We start from the raw sequence: 18,746 nt of genomic DNA on the forward strand, positions 1-18,746 counted from the left end.
GCCGTCGGGCCGCGTCAGGCCCGGCGGGCGGGCTGCGACGGCTCGCGGCAGGGCTGCACGCGGACCGCGCGGCTGATCACCTGCCGCTGCTCGCGCGCGCCCTTGAGCAGGCGCTCGGCCGCGACCCTGCCGTGGGGCACCGGCGCGCCCTCGCCCATTTCCGACACGGCCACGAACACCGTCTGCCCGCCTTCGAGCACGGCCTGCGTCTTCGGTTGCGACTTGCCCGCGTACAGCGGCGCGTCGTCGATGTAGGCCTCCAGCGAGTGCGCGCCCGGCGCCACGCACAGGCGCGTGAAGCCGTTGGGCATCAACGCGGCGTGGAACTCGCCGTCGACATACACATGCGCCGCGCCCGTGCTGGGCGTGGCCGTGGCGCGGCGGAAGAACACGACCTGCGCCAGCTCGGGCACCACCGCGGGCGCGGGCCGGTACACGGCCCCCTTGCGCGAGCTCGTGGCCGACAGCGCGACAGGCACGGCCATGTTCATCGGTTCGGAGGGCGGCGGCATCGGCGGCAGCGGCACGTACGACGTGACCGCGACGGGGCCACAGCCCGCGACCAGCGTGGAGGCGGCAAGCACCCAGCGGCCCGCGCGCAGGCGGGGATGGAAGGAAAGGAATCTGGACAAGGACATGGCGTGCTTCGAGCGCCTTCGAGAAAAAAAGGCAGCCATCTGGCGAAAAGAGGGAAGAGCGGGCCGGCCGGAAAACGGCCAGCGCTCAGGGAACGAAGCACTCTAGGAAAAAGCGCCGAGGCAGGCCATCGGACGAATCCGAAAGCGGTGCGCGATGGCGTGGGCCCGCGCTGAAAACGCGGGCCCGGCGGCGCGTCGGCTCAGGCCGCGCGCAGCCGGCGGGCCGCGATGCGCACCGGCATCGACAACAGGATCTGCGCCATGCTCTTGCCCAGCGGGTCGGTGCGCAGCGAGGCCATGCCGCCGCCGCCCAGCGCCGCTTCGCAGACGAAGTTGAAGGCGCCGATGCCGGGCAGCTCGTAGCGCGTCACCTCGCCTTCGACCAGGTGCGCCATGTAGGCGCGCACGGCCTGCGCGGTGAGCTGCTCGCGCAGCACGGGCAGGTAGCGCGGCTCGCGCGCGAGGATGCCGATGTTCGAGACGTCGCCCTTGTCGCCGCTGCGGCCATAGGCCAGGCGGATCAGCGGCACCTCGAGCCATTCGTCGTCCGTGTCCGGGTCGGTGGCGTCCGCCTGCGGTGCCACCTCATCGGCCATGGCGACCTGCGCCGCCTGCGCCCTCACGGCCACGGGCCACGACTCGCCCGCCATCTCGACCACGGGCGTGAACAGCGCCTTGTCCACGAGCAGCGGAAACTGCCGGATCGACAGCGCCACCGACGGCCGCCCGCCGCCCAGGCCGGTGGTGCCGGGCGCCCACGAGGTGCCGGCCGCCGAGATCTCGCGCGCGAAGAGTTCGAGCGGCGCCTTGTCCGCGTGCGTGACGGCCACGCGCAGCACCGCCTGGCGCGGCGGCTGGGCGGTGGCGTGCGGGCCGTAGCACTGCTCGGCGCCCAGCACGTCGATGTGGGTGGCCGAGAAGTCGGCCCAGCCGCGCTGCGCGAACAGGTCGCGCGTGCGGCGCAGCATGGCTTCGCCGCTGCGCCGCGCCTTGGCGGCGGCGTCGAAGCCGACGATCAGCAGCTCGGCGTTGCAGCGGTAGCCCGCAGCGTAGGTGGCCGTGACCTTGTAGCGACCCGAGGGCGCACGTCCTTTCGCGTCCGAGACGCGCACCCGGTCCGCGCCCACGGCCTCGATCTGCACGGTGCGAAAGTCGCAGGTCACGTCGGGCAGCAGGTAGGCCGCGGGGTCGCCGATCTCGTACAGCAGCTGCTCGCCCACGGTGGCGCGGCTCACCAGCCCGCCGGTGCCGGGCGGCTTGCCGACGACGAAGCTGCCGTCGGCCGCGCATTCGACCACCGGGTAGCCGATGTGGGCCCAGTCGGGCACCTGCTCCCAGTCGGTGTGCAGGCCGCCGGTGGCCTGCGCGCCGCATTCGATGATGTGGCCGGCCAGGCTGCCGCCCGCGAGGCGGTCCCAGTCGTCGTCGGCCCAGCCGAATTCGTGCATCAGCGCGCCGAGCGTGACGGCGCTGTCGACGCAGCGGCCCGTGATGACGATCTGCGCGCCGGCATCGAGCGCCCGCGCGATCGGCACGGCGCCCAGGTAGGCGTTGGCGCTCACGAGGCGCTCGGGCAGCGGCGCGCCCGTGCCCATGTGGCCGATGCCCTGCGCGCGCAGCGCCTCGGCGTGCGGCAGCGCGTCGTCGCCGGTGACCACGGCGATGCGCGGCGCGAGCCCCATGCCGGCCGCCAGTTGCGTGAGCGCGGCGGCGCAGGCGCGCGGGTTCACACCGCCGGCGTTGGCGATCACGCGGATGCCCTGGCGCATCACGTCGGGCAGCACGGCGGCCATGGCGGTGGTGACGAAGTCGGTGGCGTAGCCGGCGTCGGGGTTCTTCAGCTTCGCGCCGGCCAGCAGCGACATCGTGAGTTCGGCGAGGTAGTCGAACACCAGGTAATCGATGCCGCCGTGCGTCACGAGCTGCGGCGCGCCCGTGCTGCTGTCGCCCCAGAAGCCCGAGGCGCCGCCGATGCGCACAGCCTTCTTCTGCGTGTCCGACGTATTCATCGCGCGGCTCATTCGGGCTCGATGCCGGCAGCGCGGATCACGCGGCCCCACTTCTGCGACTCGGCGGCCTGGAACTTCGCGAGCGCCTCGGGCGTGCCGGTGGCGGCCTCGCCGCTGGAGATGGCCTGGTAGGCGACGATGGCCGGCGAGGCCGACACCTTCACCAGCATCTCGTTGAGCTTGCGCGTGACGGCCGCGGGCGCGCCCGGCGGCAGGTAGACCGCCGTCCAGTACGACATGTCGTAGCCCTTCACGCCCGCCTCGGCCACGGTCGGCAGCGCGGGCACGGCGGCCAGACGCTTGTCGCCGCTCACGGCCAGCGCGCGCAGCTTGCCGCTCTTGACGTGCGGCAGCGCGGTGGGCGCGTCGGCGAACATGAAGTCGACCTGCCCGCCCAGCAGGTCGGTGATGGCCATCGGGTTGCTCTTGTAGGGCACGTTCACCATGTCGATGCCCGCCATCTGCTTGAGCAGCTCGCTCGCCACGCGGCTGGACGAGCTGCCGCTGCCGAAGTTGAGCTTGCCCGGCGACTTCTTCGCCGCCGCCACGAGGTCGGCCACCGACTTGATCGGCGAATCGGCCCCCACCAGCAGCAGCATGTGGCCCTTGGACAGCAGCGCGACGGGGGTGAAGTCCTTCACCGGGTCGTAGGGCAGCTTCTTGTACAGGTGCTCGTTGGCGGCGTGCGTGGTGTTGGTGGTCATCAGCAACGTGTAGCCGTCGGGCGCGGCCTTGGCGACGTACTGCGCAGCCAGGAAGCCGCTGGCGCCCGCGCGGTTCTCCACGATCACCGGCACCTTGTATTCGACGGTCAGGGCCTGCGCGAAGCTGCGCGCCTGCTGGTCGGTGCCGCTGCCGGCCGCGAAGGGCACGACGACGGTGAGGGGCTTGGCGGGGTAGTCCTGCGCGTGGGCAGGTGCCGCCGCCGCGACCGCGAAGGCCAGGACTGCGCCGAGGCGGAAGATGGAAGTGCGCATGGGTGATGTCTCCGGTGGGATGTAGTTCTTGAAACAGGAAAAAAGGTGCGGCCGCTCAGGCGCCGTCGCGCGGCGGCACTGGCGGCGCGCCGAGCGCCGCGTTGTGCTCGCCCAGCCGGGGCGCGACCGCGCGGTGCGCGGGCCGCACGCCGTCGATGGACATCGGCAGCGCCGTGAGGCGGAAGTCCTCGCCCGGCACCGCTTGCAGCATGCCCAGCGCCTCGACCTGCGGATGCGCGACGGCTTCGGGCACGGTGTGCACCGGCGCGCAGGGCACGCCGGCGGCGGTGAAGCGCGCCATCCAGTCGGCGCGGGTGCGCGCGCGCAGCAGCGGGCCGATCTCGTCGAACAGCGCCGCCTTGTGCTGCAGCCGCTGGCGGTTGCCGGCAAAGCGCGCGTCGGTGGTCCAGTCGTCGCGCCCGAGTTCGTGCGCGAACTTGGCGAAGAGCCGGTCGTTGCCGCAGCAGATCAGGAGCGGCGCATCGGCGGTATCGAAAGATTCGTAGGGCACGAAACCCGGATGGCCCGAGCGGTGGCGCTCGGGCAGCCGGCCTTCGTTGACGTAGGCGTCGGCCTTCTGGCCGGTCCAGACCAGCGCGGTCTCCAGCAGCGAGGTGCTGACCACGCCGCCCCGCCCCGTGAGGTGGCGCCGCTGCAGCAGCGCCAGCGCGCCGATCACGGCCCACATGCCGGTGCCCTGGTCGCAGACCGAGGCGCCGGTGCGCATGGGCGGATCGTCGGGCCCGCCGTTGATGCTCGACAGCCCGCTGAAGGCCTGGATCAGCGGCTCGTAGCCCGGCTGCATGCGCAGCGGACCGGTGTGGCCGAAGGCCGAGATCTCGCAGTAGATGAGCCGCGGATGGCGCGCGCACAGCGAGGGGCCGTCGATGCCCATCGACTGCGTGACGCCCGGGCGCAGGTTGTGGATGAGGATGTCCGCGCCGGCCGCGAGGGTCTCGAAGGCGGCCATGCCCTCTTCGCTCTTCAGGTCGATGGCGACCGAGCGCTTGCCGCGGTTGAAGACGTGGAAGTTGAGCGCGTCGCCGTGGCGGAACGCCGGGCCCATGTGGCGCGCGTCGTCGCCGCCCTCGACGCGCTCGAGCTTCACGACGTCGGCGCCGAGGTCCGCCAGGATCGCGCCCGCGAAGGGCCCCGCCAGCACCTGCCCGAGCTCGAGCACCCGGATGCCTTCCAGAATTTTGGTGTCCATGTCACGGGGGCGCGGGGGCCCCTTGTCTCCGTGTATCGAATGCGCCAGTCTCGGCGCCGCGCATTGATCTGTGAAGAACAATATTCCTATATCTGTGATAACTTGGATGGATCAATCCACCGCCACCCCGAGGGAGCCGCATCCGTGCGAGTCGACATCACGCTGCAGCAGCTCGAGGCCTTCGTCGAAGTCGCGAAGACCACCAACTTCCGCGCCGCCGCGCAGGCCCTGCACGTGTCGCAGCCGGCGCTGAGCCGCACGGTGCGCATCGTCGAAGACCTGGTGGGCGCGCGCCTGTTCGACCGCGACACGCGGCACGTCGAGCTCACGCCGGCGGGGCGCGAGCTGCTGCCGATCGCGCTGCGCATCCTGGAGAACTTCAACAGCTCGTTCAGCGAGCTGTCGCAGTTCCTCGAAGGCCGCAGCGGCCATCTCACCATCGCGGCGCTGCCCTCCACCGGCGTGGCGCTGCTGCCCGGTGCCATTGCCGAGTTCCGCCAGCAGCATCCGCAGGTGCAGTTCTCGCTGATCGAAGGGCCGGCCGAGGCGGTGCGCGCCGCGGTGGACGAAGGCCGCGCCGACTTCGGCCTCAGCGTGCGCCCCGGCACGCACGAGCCCCTGCTGTACCGCCACCTGCGCGACGACCCCTTCGTGCTGCTGTGCCGGCGCGACGACCCGCTGGCCGCGCGCGCCTCGGTGTCGTGGTCGGTGTTCGCGACGCGGCCCTTCATTGCGAGCAGCTTCCAGAGCAGCATCCGGCCGATCACCGACGCCGCCTTTTTGCAGCGCGGCCTGCAGGTGCAGCCCGCGCTCGAATACCCGAGCGTGGCCGTGGCGGGCGCGCTGGTGGCGGCCGGGCTGGGGCTCACCGCCCTGCCCCGGCTCGCGCTGCAGCTGTCGCAGAACGACGAGCTGGCCACCGTGCCGCTGCAGCGCCCGCTGATGTCGCGGCCCATCGGGCTGGTCACGCGCGCGGGGCGCTCGCCCTCGCCCGTGGGCCGTGCCTTCATGGACCTGCTGCACCGTCGGGAATCGTCCCGGCGCTGACCGGCCCGCGGCGGCTGCGGCATGATCGACGCCATGCACAGCACGCCCCCGTATCCCCTGGTCATCGTCAAGGTCGGTGACACCCATGACGCGCTGCGCGAAGGCCGCGGCGACTTCGAGCACTGGATCGCCGACGGCCTCGGCACGCAGACCCTGCCCCTCGTGGTGGTCGACCCGCGTCGCGGCGACACGCTGCCCGCGCCCGGCCAGGTCGCGGGCGTGGTCGTCACCGGCTCGCACGCGATGGTGTCGCACCGCGAACCCTGGAGCGAAACCACCGCCGCCTGGCTCGCCGAGCTGGTCGCGCGCGACACGCCCGTGCTCGGCATCTGCTACGGCCACCAGCTGCTGGCGCACGCGCTCGGCGGCGAGGCCGGCCACCACCCGCAAGGGCCGGAGGTCGGCACGGTCACTGTCACGCTCGACGCGGCCGCCGCCGGCGACGCGCTGCTGGGCGACCTGCCCGCGCAGTTCCCGGCGCAGGCGATCCACTGGCAGAGCGCGCTGCGCCTGCCCGAGGGCGCGGTGAAGCTGGCCCACAGCGCGCACGAACCCGTGCACGCCTTCCGCGTGGGCGCGCAGGCCTGGGGCCTGCAGTTCCATCCCGAGTTCGACGCCCGGACCATGGGCGGCTACATCGAGCTGCTGGCCCGCGACCTCGCCGCGGACGGGCTCGACGCCGTGGCGCTGCGCGAAGGCGTGCGCCCCACCGACGCGGCGGCGGGTCTGCTCGGGCGCTTCGCGCGGATCGTCGAGGCCAAGGCGCAGCCCGCCGCCTGAGCGCGCCGACGGGGCGTCGGCGCGCGACTACAAAAAGCGGGTCGCGCTTGGGTTAAGGTGCGGTTCCTTTCGCAGCTTTCCCCGCCTCATGACCACGCCTTCGCCCCCGCCGGCCCGCAAGCACTTCTCGATGATCCGCGGCTTTCACCTGGCCGATGTGTTCACGCTCGGCAACGCGGCCTGCGGCGTCGGGGCGGTGTTCTTCGCGATGGCCTTCATGCGCAGCCAGTCGCTCGCCCACTTCTACTGGGCCGCGGCGCTCGCCCCGGCCGCCTTCATCTTCGACGTGCTCGACGGCCGCATCGCGCGCTGGCGCCAGACCCAGTCGGCGCTCGGACGCGAACTCGACTCGCTGGCCGACGTGATCTCCTTCGGCGTGCTGCCCGCCGCGCTCGGCTTCGCCGCCGGCCTGGACGGCGGCTGGGACTGCGCGGTGCTGATCTATTTCGTCGGCTGCGGCGTGAGCCGGCTCGCGCGCTACAACGTGACGGCCGAGGCCCTCTCGGCCGGTGCCGACAAGGTGAAGTACTTCGAAGGCACGCCGATCCCGACCAGCGTGGTGCTGGTGGGCGTGCTGGCCTACGCGGCCTCGAAGGGCGCCCTCGGCGCCAACGTGTGGGGCGGCGCCTGGACGCTCGGCCCCTGGCAGCTGCACCCGCTGGTGCTGCTGTTCGCGCTCTCGGGCACGCTGATGATCAGCAAGACCCTGCGCATTCCCAAGTTCTGACCGCACCTCTGCCCCGCTCACCAAGGAGACCCCGCATGACAATGAAGCTGTATTTCGACCCGCGCAGCCGTGCGCAGGTCGCCAAGTGGATGCTCGACGAGGCCGAGGTCGACTACGAGATCGTGCCCACCCTCATCCGGGAGGGCGCCCACAAGCGCCCCGAGTTCCTGAAGATCAACCCGGCCGGCAAGCTGCCCGCGCTGGTCGACGGCCGCACCCGCATCTTCGAGAACGCGGCCATCTGCATGTACATCGCCGAGAAGTACCCCGGCAAGCGCCTGGCGCCGGCCGTGGGCACGCCCGAGCGCGGGCGCTACCTGTCGCTCATGGTCTATTCGACCGCGCAGCTCGAACCCTCGATGGGCGACAGCCTGCTGAAGATCAAGAGCAACAACAGCGCGCGCGGCTGGACCGATTTCGAGCAGGCCAAGGACGCCGTCGAACGCGAACTCGGCGACGGTCCCTACCTGTTCGGCGCCCAGTTCACGGCCGCCGACGTGATGATCGGCTCGATGCTCATCTGGCACCGCGCCTTCGGCGGGCGCACCAACCGCCCGAAGCTCGACGCGTACATCCATCGGCTGCAAGCACGGCCCAAGGGCATGAAGTTCGGCTGAGGTAAGTGGCAAGGCGTGCCGCGCTGGCGACAGTGCGCGGCGGAGGTTCATCCTCTAATCGGTCCCTCTTTTTCGACCCTTTTTCCATCACGCCCGCCCCATGACTTCGAACACCTCGCGCTCCCGGTTCTCGTTGACGGCCCTCTCCCTGGGCCTGGTCGCCCTGCTCGGCGCCTGCGCCAGCACACCGCCGCCCGGCAGCCGCAGCGTGAGCATCGAGCGCACCACCTTCGGCATCGCGCACATCACGGCGCCCGACTACGAAGGCCTGGCCTACGGCACCGCCTACGCGCACGCGCAGGACAACGTCTGCCAGACCGCCGAGCACCTGCTGACGCTGCGCGGCGACCGCGCGCAGTTCCTCGGGGCGCAGAACACCGGCGACTTCGGTCTGGGCCGCATGCCCAACGCCCAGATCGACCTGTTCGTGCGCTACCACATGGACGACGCGGCGCTGGCCCGCGCGGCAGCCACCACCAACGACGAGGTGAAGGCCGCGCTGCGCGGCTACGTGGCGGGCTACAACCGCTACCTGCAGGATGCGGGCCCCAATGGCCTGCCCGAGGCCTGCCGCGGCAAGCCCTGGGTGCGCCCGATGACGGCCGCCGACCTGGCGCGCGCCACCGAGCAATCGATGATCCAGGGCGGCCTGGGCGCACTGGCCGGCGCGGTGCTGGCCGCCGTGCCGCCGGCCCCGGGCGTCAAGACCGGCGCGGCGCCGGTCGCGCTCGAGCAGGCGGTGGCCGAGATTGGCCGCCACAGCTTCAACGCCAACCCCGAAGGCGGCGAGCTGGGCTCCAACGGCTGGGCCTTCGGGCGCAACGCCACGCCCGACGGCAAGGGTCTGCTGCTGGGCAACCCGCACTTCCCCTGGAACGGCACCAACCGCTTCTGGCAGATGCACCTGACCATTCCCGGCCGGCTCGACGTGATGGGCGCCACCGGCGGCCTGAGCCCGGTGGTGTCGATCGGCTTCAACAAGGACGTGGCCTGGACCCACACCGTGTCGACCGGCAAGCGCTTCACGCTGTACGAACTCAAGCTCGACCCCAACGACCCGACCGTGTACTGGGTCGACGGCCAGCCGAAGAAGATGGTCGCGCGCACCGTCGCACTGCCGGCCGCCGCCACGGCGGGCGGCGCGCCCGTGCAGCACACCTTCTATGCCACCGACTGGGGCCCCGTGGTCTCGCTGCCGCGCGCCGGCCTGGGCTGGACGGCCCAGAAGGCCTATGCGATCCGCGACGCCAACACGCTCAACGTGCGCTCGGCCGAGAGCTGGATGAAGATGGGCCGGGCCCGCAACGTCGCCGAGCTGCGCGCCGCCATGGGCAACCAGGGCATCCCGTGGATCAACACCCTGGCGGCCGACCGCGAGGGCAACGCGATGTACGCCGACCTGTCGGTGGTGCCCGACGTGTCGGCCGAAATGCTCAAGACCTGCGCGCCCTCGCCGGCCGCCGCCGCGCTGCTCAACGCGGCCGGCCTGCCCGTGCTCGACGGCTCGCGCAGCGCCTGCGCCTGGCACCGCGATAGCAGCGCCGCCGCGCCCGGCATCATCGCGCCGGCCCGCATGCCCGTCGTCGTCACGCCCGACTGGGTGCAGAACAGCAACGACAGCTTCTGGCTCAGCAACCCGCGCGTGCCGCCGATGGCCGGCGTGTCGCCACTGGTCGGCCCCGTCGGCGTGCCGCAGCGGCTGCGCACGCGCAGCGGCATCATGGAAATCGAAGGCCGACTGGCCGGCACCGACGGCCTGCCGGGCAACCGCATGGGCGCGGCCGAGCTGCGCAGCGTGATCTTCCGCGACAGGAACCTCGCCGGCATGCTGGTGATGGACGACCTGAAGGCCGCGTGCACCGCCACCGGCGCCGCGCTGAGCGCCGACCAGGCCCTGGGCTGCCGCGTGCTCTCCGCCTGGGACCGAACCAGCAACGCCGAGTCGAAGGGCGCGGCGCTGTTCCGCGAGTTCTGGCGCAAGACCAAGGACCTGCCGAAGGTCTGGCGCGTGCCCTTCGACCCGGCGCAGCCCGTGACCACGCCCACCGGCCTGGACATGGCCACGCCCGCCACGCGCGAGGCGGTGTTCAAGGCGCTGGGCGACGCGGTTGGCACCGTGCGCACCGCCGGCTTCGCGCCCGACGTGGCGCTGGGCGTGCCGCAGTCGCGCACCGTGCGCGGCCAGAAGATCGCGCTGCCCGGCGGCGACGAGTTCGAAGGCGTGCTCAACAAGCTCGAATCGCAGGGCCAGCCGCTGATCGACCCGAAGGGCTACGCCATCAACTACGGCAGCAGCTACATGCAGGTCGTGACCTTCGACGCGCGCGGCCCCGTGGCGCAAGGCCTGCTCACCTACGGCCAGAGCAGCGACCCGGCCTCGCCGCGCGCTTATGACCAATTGCCGCTGTTCGCGGCCAAGCAGTGGCATCCGCTGCCCTTCCACCCGGCCGACGTGCAGGCGCAGCGCGAAGGCAAGCCGCTGCAGCTGGGGTACTGAACCATGTCCTCGACCACTGCTCCTTTTCCCGCCCACGCCGCTACGGGCATCGACCTGCTGAACCGCCTGGCCGCCGAGCAGCCGCTCGCCCCGGCCTGCGATCACTTCTACTTCCTGCGCCACGGCCAGACCGGGCGCAATGCGCTGCGCGTCTTCCAGGCGCCCGACGAGCCCCTGAGCGCGCTCGGCGAGCAGCAGGCGGTACAAGCGGCCGAGCTGCTGGCCAGCGAGCCGATCGGCGCCATCGTGTGCAGCGACGCGCGCCGCGCCTTCGACACCGCCCACACCGTGGCGCGCGCCCTGGGCCTCGTGCCCAGCGCGCACGAGAACCTGCGCGAGCGCAACTTCGGCGCACTCATCGGCACCTCGTCCGCCAACATCGACTGGGCCTGCGAGCCCGAGGGCGGCGAGACGCTGGCGCAGTTCGTCGACCGCAAGCGCCAGGCGCTGGCTGCCGCGCTCGCCGCGCAGCCCGCGCCGGTGCTGGTGGTGGCGCACGGCGGCACGCTCTACGCGCTGGCCGCGCTGCTGGGCGTGGCGGTCGATGCGAGCATCTTCGGCAACGCGCAACCCTTGCGCTTCACACGTGCCGGCCCCACATGGGCCGTGACGCCGCTGCAACAGCGGCACGCCGACGGCGGAGCAGCCCTGGCCTGACCTGGCTCCCGGTTGATCTGTACGCCGTCCTGAAAGGAATCACCACCCACCATGGAATTCAAGGACTACTACAGCGCACTGGGCGTCGAACGCACCGCGTCCGACGACGAGGTGCGCAAGGCCTACCGCAAGCTCGCCCGCAAGTACCACCCCGACGTCAGCAAGGAGCCCGACGCCGAGCAGCGCATGCGCGACATCAACGAGGCCAAGGACGTGCTCGGCGACAAGGACAAGCGCGCCGCCTACGACGCGCTGGCCGACCGTGTCGCACGCGGCGGCCGGCCCGACGGCAGCTTCGAGCCGCCGCCCGGCTGGGACACCGGCTACGAGTTTCACCGCGGCCCGCGCCAGGGCCCGGCCGACCACGCCGACTTCAGCGAGTTCTTCTCCTCGATGTTCGGCGACGCCGAGCGGCGCGGCGCCACGCGCCAGAACTACCGCGCGCGCGGCGAAGACCACCACGCGGCCATCGAGATCACGCTCGAAGACGCGCTGAACGGCGCCGAGCGCGAGCTCACGCTGCGCGCCCAGACACTCGACGCGCAGGGCCGTCCGCAGTGGGAGAACCGCACGCTCGCCGTGAAGATCCCGCCCGGCGTGCACCCCGGCCAGTTCATCCGCCTCGCGGGCCAGGGCATGCCCGGCCACGGCGGCGAGCCGGCCGGCGACCTGTACCTCGAGGTGCGCATCGCGCCGCACAAGCTGTACCGCGTGGAAGAGCGCGACCTGTACATGACGCTGCCCGTCACCCCCGCCGAAGCCGCGCTGGGTGCGCAAGTGCAGGTGCCCACGCCCACCGGCGGCGTGGTCGAGGTCACCGTGCCGCCCAACGCACGCGGCGGCATGAAGCTGCGGCTCAAGGGCCGCGGCTTCGCGGGCAAGACGCCCGGCGACTTGTACCTGCTGCTCGAGATCGCGCTGCCGCCCGCCGACAGCGAGGCCGCGCGCAACGCCTACGCGCAACTCGCTCAGGCGACCTCCTCGTTCAACCCCCGCCAGCACCTGGGAGTCTGAGCATGGCGAACTTTTCTTCCGTGACCACCACCACGGCCATCGGCGTCTCGCACCCGCTGGCCGCGAACGAACTGGCGCACGCCTGCGGCGCCGACACCGCCTGGATCGTGCAACTGGTCGAGGTGGGCATCGTGCAGGTCACCACGACCGACGCACCGCCCGAGCGCTGGGAGTTCTCCAGCACCGACCTGCAGCACGCGCTTGAAGCGCGCCGGCTCGAACGCGACTTCGGCGTGAACCTGGACGCCGCCGCCCTGATCCTCGACCTGCAGCACGAGGTGCGGCGGCTGAAGGCGGTGCTGCAGGCGCACGGCGTGCGATAGGCCCACGCGCCGCAAGGGAAAGCCGCGCTGCGGCTTGATCTTGGCACCGTGCGAGACCGAAGACTTCGGGCCTCTTTCACAGGAGGCCGCATGGGCCCTCGCCCCCTTTCATCGTCCTTCTACCCCGACACCGATCCGTTGTTCGACCTTGAGGTCGCGCTCGCGCGCCAACGTCTCGCAGCGGCTGGTGGCGCTATCGCGCGACGAAGAACGCGCGTGCGCCGAGGTCACGCAGCTCACACTGAGCCGCAGCGAAGCGCTCAACTCGCGCATCCAGGAACTGCAGGCGACAAAGCGCGTGCTTGAGTGGCTCGCGGACCTGGGTCTGGACGACCATCTGGCGGCCTGCCCGATCCTCGACGGCGGGTCGAGGATCGGGGCTTCGCCGTGCGGTGGCAGGGCGACTCGGTCGCCTCGATCAACGAGCGGCCTGGACCGGCGCAGGGGAGAAATCCGGCGCCAAGGCATTGATCTCTCGCGCCAGCTGTCGCATGAGTTCGTCGCTCGCGTGCTCGTTGACCACGACGCCGTGAAGCTGTGCCCTCAGCTCCTCCCAACGCTCGCGCAATACCCGCCAGTTCTCCTCGTCGTAGCTTCCCTTGAAAACCACGGGCCGGATCTCGATGCGAGGCGGTCCGTCGCCGGCCAGATCGGGGCCGGCCTTTTCCCATGCCTGGAACTTCGACTGCCATAGGCTCCCGATGCGGTCCACGCGGCCGATCTGTTGCTCCACGACACCTGGATTCCATTCCGGATGAAGCAGGACGACCGTCCGGCACGCGGTGTGAAGGTTCAGCCCCTCGCGACCCACGACCGACTGGACCACGAGCACCTTCGGGTGGCTGTGCTCGCGATTGAATGCGAGCTGGAGCATCCGGCGCGTATGGGGTCGGGTGTCTCCGTGCATCAGGCGTGCGAAAGCACCCTCCGCCAAATTGAACTCGCCTCTCAGCCGCTCTTCGAGCGCTTCCCATCGTTGCACTGCCTGCGCCTGCCCGCCCTGGCCTTCCGCATCGGAGCGGTCTTCCTGGTCGCTGGCAGCGTCGACCAGCTCGACGAAGGCTGCCGCGATACGCCCCGCATCCACGGCGGCATCGCCGTGCCCCATGAGGTCCTGGATCGCGCGCGCCACCAGCGCCAGCACACCCGCATGAAGGGGGGTCTCGCGTCCGGCCTCGTGTTCCACGCGTTCTGCAAATGCCTCGTAGATCGACCGGATCCGATGTCCGACCTCCATCGATCCGAACCCCTGCGCGATCGACGCCACCAGATGGGTCCTGAATTTTTCCCGCTGCTGCTCCAGCGCCGCGTATTGGGTTTTCAGTCGACTGTCGATGTCATCCAGCGAATCGCGCCGACCCGATTGGCGCAGCGCAGCGAGCACCGCGGCCCGCTCGGTATCGGCCAGCTTCTCCTGCGGCCAGAGCACGCCGCTGTCGAGGCTGCGCAGCAACGCGCGGGCATTGAGCAGCCGGACCAGCGAACGCATCGGCCGCGTGAATCGACCGAAGACCAGCACCTTCTCGTTGACAGCAGGTCCGCAGGTGGCTTCGATCGCCTCGATGGCCGCCGCGATGGCCGGATGCTCGTAGAGGGCCGCATCGCTCGACGGCGTCGCCCCCTCCCGGAACGCCTCGGCCATCCTTTGCTTCCACCAGTCGGCACGCTGCTCCCGTTTGTTCCTGGGTGCTGCAATCACGGGATCCGCGGTTTCGACCGAGCCGGCACCATCCGCCTCGGCCTGGGCCTTGTCTTCCTCGGCATCCTGCAGCAGTTGATCGATCAGTGCGGCGATTCCATGTCCATTGCCCAGCGTCAGTCGCAAGCGCTTGGCGACCGCGTCGTCGCTGCCCCGCGTCGCGAACGACAGGGCTTCGGCGGCACAGACCGCCTGCCGCCACGCCGGCGGCAGGCTTGCCGCGTCGATCGCGATGGCTCGCTCGCGCCTGTAGGCATGATGGCTCTCGCCCGACAGCTCGGCGAAGCGCCTGACCCAGGGGTCGTCTCGCTTGTCTCGACGCACCAGGACCGCACCGAAGGTGTTCTTGAAGCTCTGGGCCGCCTTGCCGAAGGCAGCACGCGTTTCCGGATCGGTGGGGCTGGCGCGCACCTGCTTGACCGCGGCCGCATAGGCTCCGATCACCCGCGGGGCATCGGGCAGATCCGTGCCCAGGCGCTGGAGCGTGGAGGTCCATTGCTGCGCGTCCAGTTCGATCGGCGTTGCCGTCATGGCAAGCCGCCGCGCGTCGGCGGCGGGCTGCACGACGAAGTCCAGCAAGCGGTTGAGATTGCTTTCCTCGCCCCGGCTCTTGTGCGCCTCGTCGACGATCACGAGATCGAAGCGCCCGAGCCCGAGGCCCACCACCTGTTCGAGCGCGCTCCTGAATACCGTGCGCTTGAGGTAGTTGCCGGGGTCGAACAACGGCGACTCGCTGCCCCAGCGGTTCAACTCGGGGCTGGAGGCCAATGCATCCAGCAAGGCCTCGTCCGCATTCCGAAAAATCCACTGCGCCGCGGCGGCGATGCGGTCGTCGTCCATCTTCCCGCCGGCCCAGTAGCCACGCGGAAGGCGGCCGCTTCCCGCGCTGCGCGCGCGGGCCAGGGCCAGCGTGGCCGGCAGCAGTGCCCACTTCCAGTTGGTCTTGGTATTACTCTTGATCGACCAGTTGCAAAAGGCATGCGAGATCAGCAACGCCGGGTGATCTCCCCAGGGTTCCTCTGCGCCGGCCCCTTGCTTCCATGCATCCAGGTACGCGTCCAGGCTTCGAATGATCAGGGGCGTGTTCTCGATGTGCGCCTTGCGCTGCAGTTCCTCGCGCCACTGGTAGCCCAGCACCGGCGGAACGATGATTGCGACGCGTCCTCCGGCGTCGATCACGCCACGCGCGACGGCCGCGGCGATGCGCGTCTTGCCCAGTCCGACCTCGTCCGCGATGAGCACACCGTTGCCGGGCAGGCGTTCGGCGATTGCAACGAGGCTGTCGCGCTGCCCCGCGTTGAGTTCGATGGCGTGGCCGCCGGCGATCTCCTGCAGGTTGCGCCCGACTGCCTGCCAGCCTGCAAACGAACGGTTCATTGCAGCGCTCCCATGAGTTCCATGTCTTCGACGCCCCAGCTGGCCTCGATACGCTTGAGCACCTCCTCGTAGAGCCGCCCTTCAGGCGTGTCGGCGGTTTCGGCAAAAGCCGGGCGAAAGGGAGCGACCCTCAGAGGACTCAAGGGATTCAATCTCGGCGCCTGCTGCATCTGGAAGTAGGCCACCGGTCCGCTGTCCTTCATGCGAATCAGCGTCTGTTCGAGCCGTCGGCACCACGGCTCCCAATCGCGCCTGTCGATGGCCGTCTGTTTTTCGGCGATGTTCTCGATCAGCTCCATCATCTGGCGGATCGAGTAGCTCGACACCAACGTGCGGCCGCTTTCCCCGCCCGGCTCGGCCGGGTGGTCGTCCCGCGAATCGGGGTCATCACTGGAGGCCTCCTCGCTCGGTACCACCGGAAAGTCCTCCAATTGCCACCAGCCCTCATCGATCCCCAGAGGCGCCAGCTTGGCCGCCGCGATACGTCCGAACTCGTCGATCACGGGGATGTCCGCCTCTTTCTGCGTGCCATCGGCATTCCACCGGCAACGCACGACCCGAGGGCGGCGCCCCATCCACGAAATGGCGTCCCCGCTCACGACGCTTGGGATGCCTTCGGGTGTCAGCACCTGGAAGGCCAGTGCGTGGTCCAGCACTTCGGTGGGCAGCGAAAGAGATCCGCCATTGCCCGTCTCGCACCACGCGAGCCAGGCCACCGGCGGCGCCGTATGCAAGGTCTCGGGTCGTTCGAAGGGATCGCCGGCAGACAGGACCGTGGAGCCATCGAAGGTCTCGGTCCATTGGATCGGCAGCAGATTGCCGACGACCTGATGGGCTTCGATGCCCCGGTCCGCTTTCCAATACAGAGGACCAGGCGCGAAGACGACGCCGGCCTCGAGATTTCCCGATGAAGGGTTCATCGCGTTCGCGAACCCGGGCCCCGTGAGATTGCCCGAGCCCAGGTAGATCCAGGCGCCATTGCATCGGGGCGCGTTGCTAGCGTACTTCGCACTGAACAGGAACTTGGCGTGCAGCGTACGCCCGCTGTTGTCGCCGAACAGCGGCTCCGGTGCCACGGCCGGCCTCACGTTCACGCCTTGGTTGTTCAGGGCCTGTACCGAGGACGCCACCGCCTGGCACGCCAGCCGATTGACGAAGAGATCCACCTCCGCCGTCCGGGTAAGCAGCGAGGCCTCCTTCAGTGCACGGATCGCCGCGATGGGCACCGAAGGCGCTTCCGATGGGCGCGTCCCCGATTCGTAGAAGCCGGAGCCCATCGCCAGATAGTTCCGGGCGCCGAATTCGCTTTCGGCCCTCACCTTGGTCGGCAGTTGGCTCAACAAGGAGGCACGCCTGTTGTCGAAGAACCTCGGTTCGCCGGCAGCCGCCGTCGCGCACTGCGCCATCCAGGCATCGAGCAGTTGCACATGCGCGGAACCCGATGGCGATGCATCGAGCAGCCGGGTGTCGAACCACGCCCGGATTGCATCCAGCAGCCCTTGGCCGGCAGCGATGTCCGCGCACGCCCGACGATCGTCGGCCGTGGGACCCGCCAACGCATCGCTGTCGACCTCGACGCGCCACGCCAGATCGAGGCTTTCCTCGAGGGTCTGGCGTGTCCAATTTCCCGTCGCGACGACCAGTCGCAGACGCCAGCGATCACGCTGCTCCAGGTGACGATAGCCCAGCAGCGCGACCTTGGCATGCAGCAGCCGAAAGGGCTTGTTCCGCGCCTCCAGGATCGCCAGATGAGCGATGCCTGGCGCGTCGATGAAGGTGATCGGCGTATTGCCGGGGTCGACGATCAGCGCCAGCGCGATATGCCCCTGGCTGGCGCGCTGGTCCTTGGAGAGCGTCGTGAACCGTTCGGCTGCGTCGTTCAGGAACGGGGCGTCGGCCGAATACCCGCAGATCCAGCCAAAGTGGCCGACGTAGCCTTCGGGCGCATCGAAATGCCGAGCCAGCGAAGGAAGGCTCAAGCGGCCCCGATCACTGCTCATGTGCCGCCTCCGATCGGTTCCTTTGAAGCCACTCGCCGAGACGACCTTGCATGTCGAGGTTCAGCAGGTACAGGTTGCGCACGCGGTAAGAGATGCCGGTGGGAACGCGCACGTCGCCCGTCGGGCCATCGTCGTCTTCGTCCGCCTGCGAGGACTCTTCGACGGTCGTTCCGCGAAATGCCGCGCCTGCCGCCTGGATCTCGCTGCCGGCCAGGCGAAGTACCCTGCCGTCGCGTTCAACCAGGCCCCGGAGAACCTGCGCCGGACTGTCGGCCGCGCACAAACGAGAGAAGTCGAGGGCTTCCGCGTCTCGATGCCCGAGCTCGAGGAACCGGTCCGTTGCCCGCCGCAGCGCATCGATGGAATGCTCCGTGCGTCGCGCCGCGTCGTCGACGGAGATCGGCCGTCCTTCGGCGCCCATGGCCCCCTCCACGGCATTGAGCGTCGAGATGGCGGCATCCCGAACGGCAAAGAACGCGGCGCCTGCCCGCAGGTCGTGCCAATGCCTGTCGTCCGAAATCTCAGCCGGCCTGCGCCAATCCGTCGCCGGGTCGGCGTTGAGGCTGGCGACCCAGTTCAATGCGCTGCGCCGGCGCAGGCGACTGTCGAGCTCCTCGTTCTTTCCACCCAGTTCGAGCCGTGCCCGGATCTGCGTGCAGGCGGAGCCCGACAACGCCAGCAAGGGCGACAACGCCTCGCTCAAAGAGGCCGTATCGGTGCGGTTTTCCTCTCCACGCACCCACTTCACGAGATGATCGACAACGGACCGGTTGTAAGGCGAGTAAGGCCGGCACGCATCTTCGACGAACGCCTCTCCTTCCTCCGAAGCGCGAAAGGCGTTGAACCGTGTCGTGCCGTTCTCGGCGAATCCCAGCGCGGGCAATGCCCGCACCGCCGCCATGCGCATGGGCTGGCTCACGTAGAAGCCACGCCGCCCGACTTTCTTGAAAGAGAGATCGGTGGTCTGCCCCTGCAGCTTGGTGCGGCCTCGCAGCCGGGCATCGGACTGCCACCCCTGGCCCTTGAAAGCTAGGCAGCACGCCAACGCCTCGACGGCATTGGCGACCTCGATGTTCTGCACCTTGCCCCCGCGTTGCCGCACGCGTTCCGCCACCACGATGCCCAGGGTCGCGAGCAAGAAGCGCTTGCCGTACCAGACACCGCCCATGCCGGG

General features: G+C 70.1%; 16 protein-coding genes. 8 read left to right on the top strand and 8 right to left on the bottom strand.

Features of this window, described 5'->3' with window-relative positions; all coding sequences use genetic code 11:
* Positions 1 to 14: 14 nt before the first annotated feature.
* The 4 genes from AC1RLW_RS07195 to AC1RLW_RS07210 form a co-directional block, all read right to left on the bottom strand.
* Positions 15 to 638 carry a hypothetical protein gene (locus tag AC1RLW_RS07195; RefSeq protein WP_493192600.1) on the bottom strand — a complete coding sequence of 208 codons (624 nt, stop codon included), beginning with the start codon at positions 636 to 638 and terminating at the stop codon, positions 15 to 17.
* Positions 639 to 838: 200 nt separating this feature from the next.
* Positions 839 to 2,647 carry an acyclic terpene utilization AtuA family protein gene (locus AC1RLW_RS07200; protein WP_493192601.1) on the bottom strand — a complete coding sequence of 603 codons (1,809 nt, stop codon included), beginning with the start codon at positions 2,645 to 2,647 and terminating at the stop codon, positions 839 to 841.
* A gap of 8 nt (positions 2,648 to 2,655) precedes the next feature.
* Complete coding sequence (locus AC1RLW_RS07205) at positions 2,656 to 3,624, bottom strand: Bug family tripartite tricarboxylate transporter substrate binding protein (protein ID WP_492685375.1); 969 nt, start codon at positions 3,622 to 3,624, stop codon at positions 2,656 to 2,658.
* Positions 3,625 to 3,679: 55 nt separating this feature from the next.
* Positions 3,680 to 4,834 carry a CaiB/BaiF CoA transferase family protein gene (locus AC1RLW_RS07210; protein ID WP_493192602.1) on the bottom strand — a complete coding sequence of 385 codons (1,155 nt, stop codon included), beginning with the start codon at positions 4,832 to 4,834 and terminating at the stop codon, positions 3,680 to 3,682.
* 144 nt (positions 4,835 to 4,978) lie between these two features.
* Here AC1RLW_RS07210 and AC1RLW_RS07215 point away from each other — a divergent pair, with 144 nt between their 5' ends.
* The 8 genes from AC1RLW_RS07215 (at position 4,979) to AC1RLW_RS07250 (ending at position 12,496) form a co-directional block, all read left to right on the top strand.
* Positions 4,979 to 5,881 (top strand): LysR family transcriptional regulator, encoded by a 903-nt coding sequence (locus tag AC1RLW_RS07215; RefSeq protein ID WP_070059317.1) that lies wholly within the window; start codon positions 4,979 to 4,981, stop codon positions 5,879 to 5,881.
* A 33-nt stretch (positions 5,882 to 5,914) separates the two neighbouring features.
* Positions 5,915 to 6,661: a glutamine amidotransferase gene (locus AC1RLW_RS07220; protein ID WP_493192603.1), complete on the top strand. Its 747-nt coding sequence runs from the start codon at positions 5,915 to 5,917 to the stop codon at positions 6,659 to 6,661.
* An 88-nt stretch (positions 6,662 to 6,749) separates the two neighbouring features.
* Entirely contained in the window at positions 6,750 to 7,388 is a 639-nt protein-coding gene (locus AC1RLW_RS07225; protein WP_307584024.1) for a CDP-alcohol phosphatidyltransferase family protein, read from the top strand.
* 35 nt (positions 7,389 to 7,423) lie between these two features.
* A complete protein-coding gene (locus AC1RLW_RS07230; RefSeq protein ID WP_369632401.1) occupies positions 7,424 to 8,005 on the top strand; it encodes a glutathione S-transferase family protein in 582 nt (193 codons plus the stop codon).
* 100 nt (positions 8,006 to 8,105) lie between these two features.
* Complete coding sequence (locus AC1RLW_RS07235; protein WP_493192604.1) at positions 8,106 to 10,502, top strand: penicillin acylase family protein; 2,397 nt, start codon at positions 8,106 to 8,108, stop codon at positions 10,500 to 10,502.
* 3 nt (positions 10,503 to 10,505) lie between these two features.
* Positions 10,506 to 11,159 (top strand): histidine phosphatase family protein, encoded by a 654-nt coding sequence (locus AC1RLW_RS07240; protein ID WP_493192605.1) that lies wholly within the window; start codon positions 10,506 to 10,508, stop codon positions 11,157 to 11,159.
* A gap of 51 nt (positions 11,160 to 11,210) precedes the next feature.
* Entirely contained in the window at positions 11,211 to 12,173 is a 963-nt protein-coding gene (locus tag AC1RLW_RS07245; protein ID WP_493192606.1) for a DnaJ C-terminal domain-containing protein, read from the top strand.
* Between the two features lie 2 nt (positions 12,174 to 12,175).
* Positions 12,176 to 12,496 (top strand): chaperone modulator CbpM, encoded by a 321-nt coding sequence (locus AC1RLW_RS07250; protein ID WP_493192607.1) that lies wholly within the window; start codon positions 12,176 to 12,178, stop codon positions 12,494 to 12,496.
* Between the two features lie 108 nt (positions 12,497 to 12,604).
* Here AC1RLW_RS07250 and AC1RLW_RS07255 read toward each other — a convergent pair whose 3' ends face one another.
* The 4 genes from AC1RLW_RS07255 to AC1RLW_RS07270 all read right to left on the bottom strand — a co-directional run bounded on the left by AC1RLW_RS07255 (position 12,605) and on the right by AC1RLW_RS07270 (position 18,710).
* Complete coding sequence (locus AC1RLW_RS07255) at positions 12,605 to 12,760, bottom strand: hypothetical protein (protein ID WP_493192608.1); 156 nt, start codon at positions 12,758 to 12,760, stop codon at positions 12,605 to 12,607.
* 154 nt (positions 12,761 to 12,914) lie between these two features.
* Positions 12,915 to 15,572 carry a helicase-related protein gene (locus AC1RLW_RS07260; protein WP_493192609.1) on the bottom strand — a complete coding sequence of 886 codons (2,658 nt, stop codon included), beginning with the start codon at positions 15,570 to 15,572 and terminating at the stop codon, positions 12,915 to 12,917.
* On the bottom strand, positions 15,569 to 17,572 hold the full coding sequence (locus AC1RLW_RS07265; protein ID WP_493192610.1) for a hypothetical protein: 2,004 nt from the start codon (positions 17,570 to 17,572) through the stop codon (positions 15,569 to 15,571). The genes AC1RLW_RS07260 and AC1RLW_RS07265 overlap by 4 nt, the downstream gene beginning before the upstream one ends.
* Positions 17,562 to 18,710, bottom strand: a complete 1,149-nt coding sequence (locus tag AC1RLW_RS07270) for a hypothetical protein (RefSeq protein ID WP_493192611.1) — start codon at positions 18,708 to 18,710, stop codon at positions 17,562 to 17,564. The genes AC1RLW_RS07265 and AC1RLW_RS07270 overlap by 11 nt, the downstream gene beginning before the upstream one ends.
* Between the last annotated feature and the right edge of the window lie 36 nt (positions 18,711 to 18,746).

The sequence above is a fragment of the Variovorax sp. GW822-FHT04A09 genome (assembly GCF_058801005.1).

Excerpts from the sequence above, each read along its gene's own strand:
- AC1RLW_RS07195 (WP_493192600.1), bottom strand. The coding sequence starts at position 638 with ATGTCCTTGTCCAGATTCCTTTCCTTCCATCCCCGCCTGCGCGCGGGC.
- AC1RLW_RS07200 (WP_493192601.1), bottom strand. The coding sequence starts at position 2,647 with ATGAATACGTCGGACACGCAGAAGAAGGCTGTGCGCATCGGCGGCGCC.
- AC1RLW_RS07205 (WP_492685375.1), bottom strand. The coding sequence starts at position 3,624 with ATGCGCACTTCCATCTTCCGCCTCGGCGCAGTCCTGGCCTTCGCGGTC.
- AC1RLW_RS07210 (WP_493192602.1), bottom strand. The coding sequence starts at position 4,834 with ATGGACACCAAAATTCTGGAAGGCATCCGGGTGCTCGAGCTCGGGCAG.
- AC1RLW_RS07220 (WP_493192603.1), top strand. The coding sequence starts at position 5,915 with ATGCACAGCACGCCCCCGTATCCCCTGGTCATCGTCAAGGTCGGTGAC.
- AC1RLW_RS07225 (WP_307584024.1), top strand. The coding sequence starts at position 6,750 with ATGACCACGCCTTCGCCCCCGCCGGCCCGCAAGCACTTCTCGATGATC.
- AC1RLW_RS07230 (WP_369632401.1), top strand. The coding sequence starts at position 7,424 with ATGACAATGAAGCTGTATTTCGACCCGCGCAGCCGTGCGCAGGTCGCC.
- AC1RLW_RS07235 (WP_493192604.1), top strand. The coding sequence starts at position 8,106 with ATGACTTCGAACACCTCGCGCTCCCGGTTCTCGTTGACGGCCCTCTCC.
- AC1RLW_RS07240 (WP_493192605.1), top strand. The coding sequence starts at position 10,506 with ATGTCCTCGACCACTGCTCCTTTTCCCGCCCACGCCGCTACGGGCATC.
- AC1RLW_RS07245 (WP_493192606.1), top strand. The coding sequence starts at position 11,211 with ATGGAATTCAAGGACTACTACAGCGCACTGGGCGTCGAACGCACCGCG.
- AC1RLW_RS07250 (WP_493192607.1), top strand. The coding sequence starts at position 12,176 with ATGGCGAACTTTTCTTCCGTGACCACCACCACGGCCATCGGCGTCTCG.
- AC1RLW_RS07260 (WP_493192609.1), bottom strand. The coding sequence starts at position 15,572 with ATGAACCGTTCGTTTGCAGGCTGGCAGGCAGTCGGGCGCAACCTGCAG.
- AC1RLW_RS07265 (WP_493192610.1), bottom strand. The coding sequence starts at position 17,572 with ATGAGCAGTGATCGGGGCCGCTTGAGCCTTCCTTCGCTGGCTCGGCAT.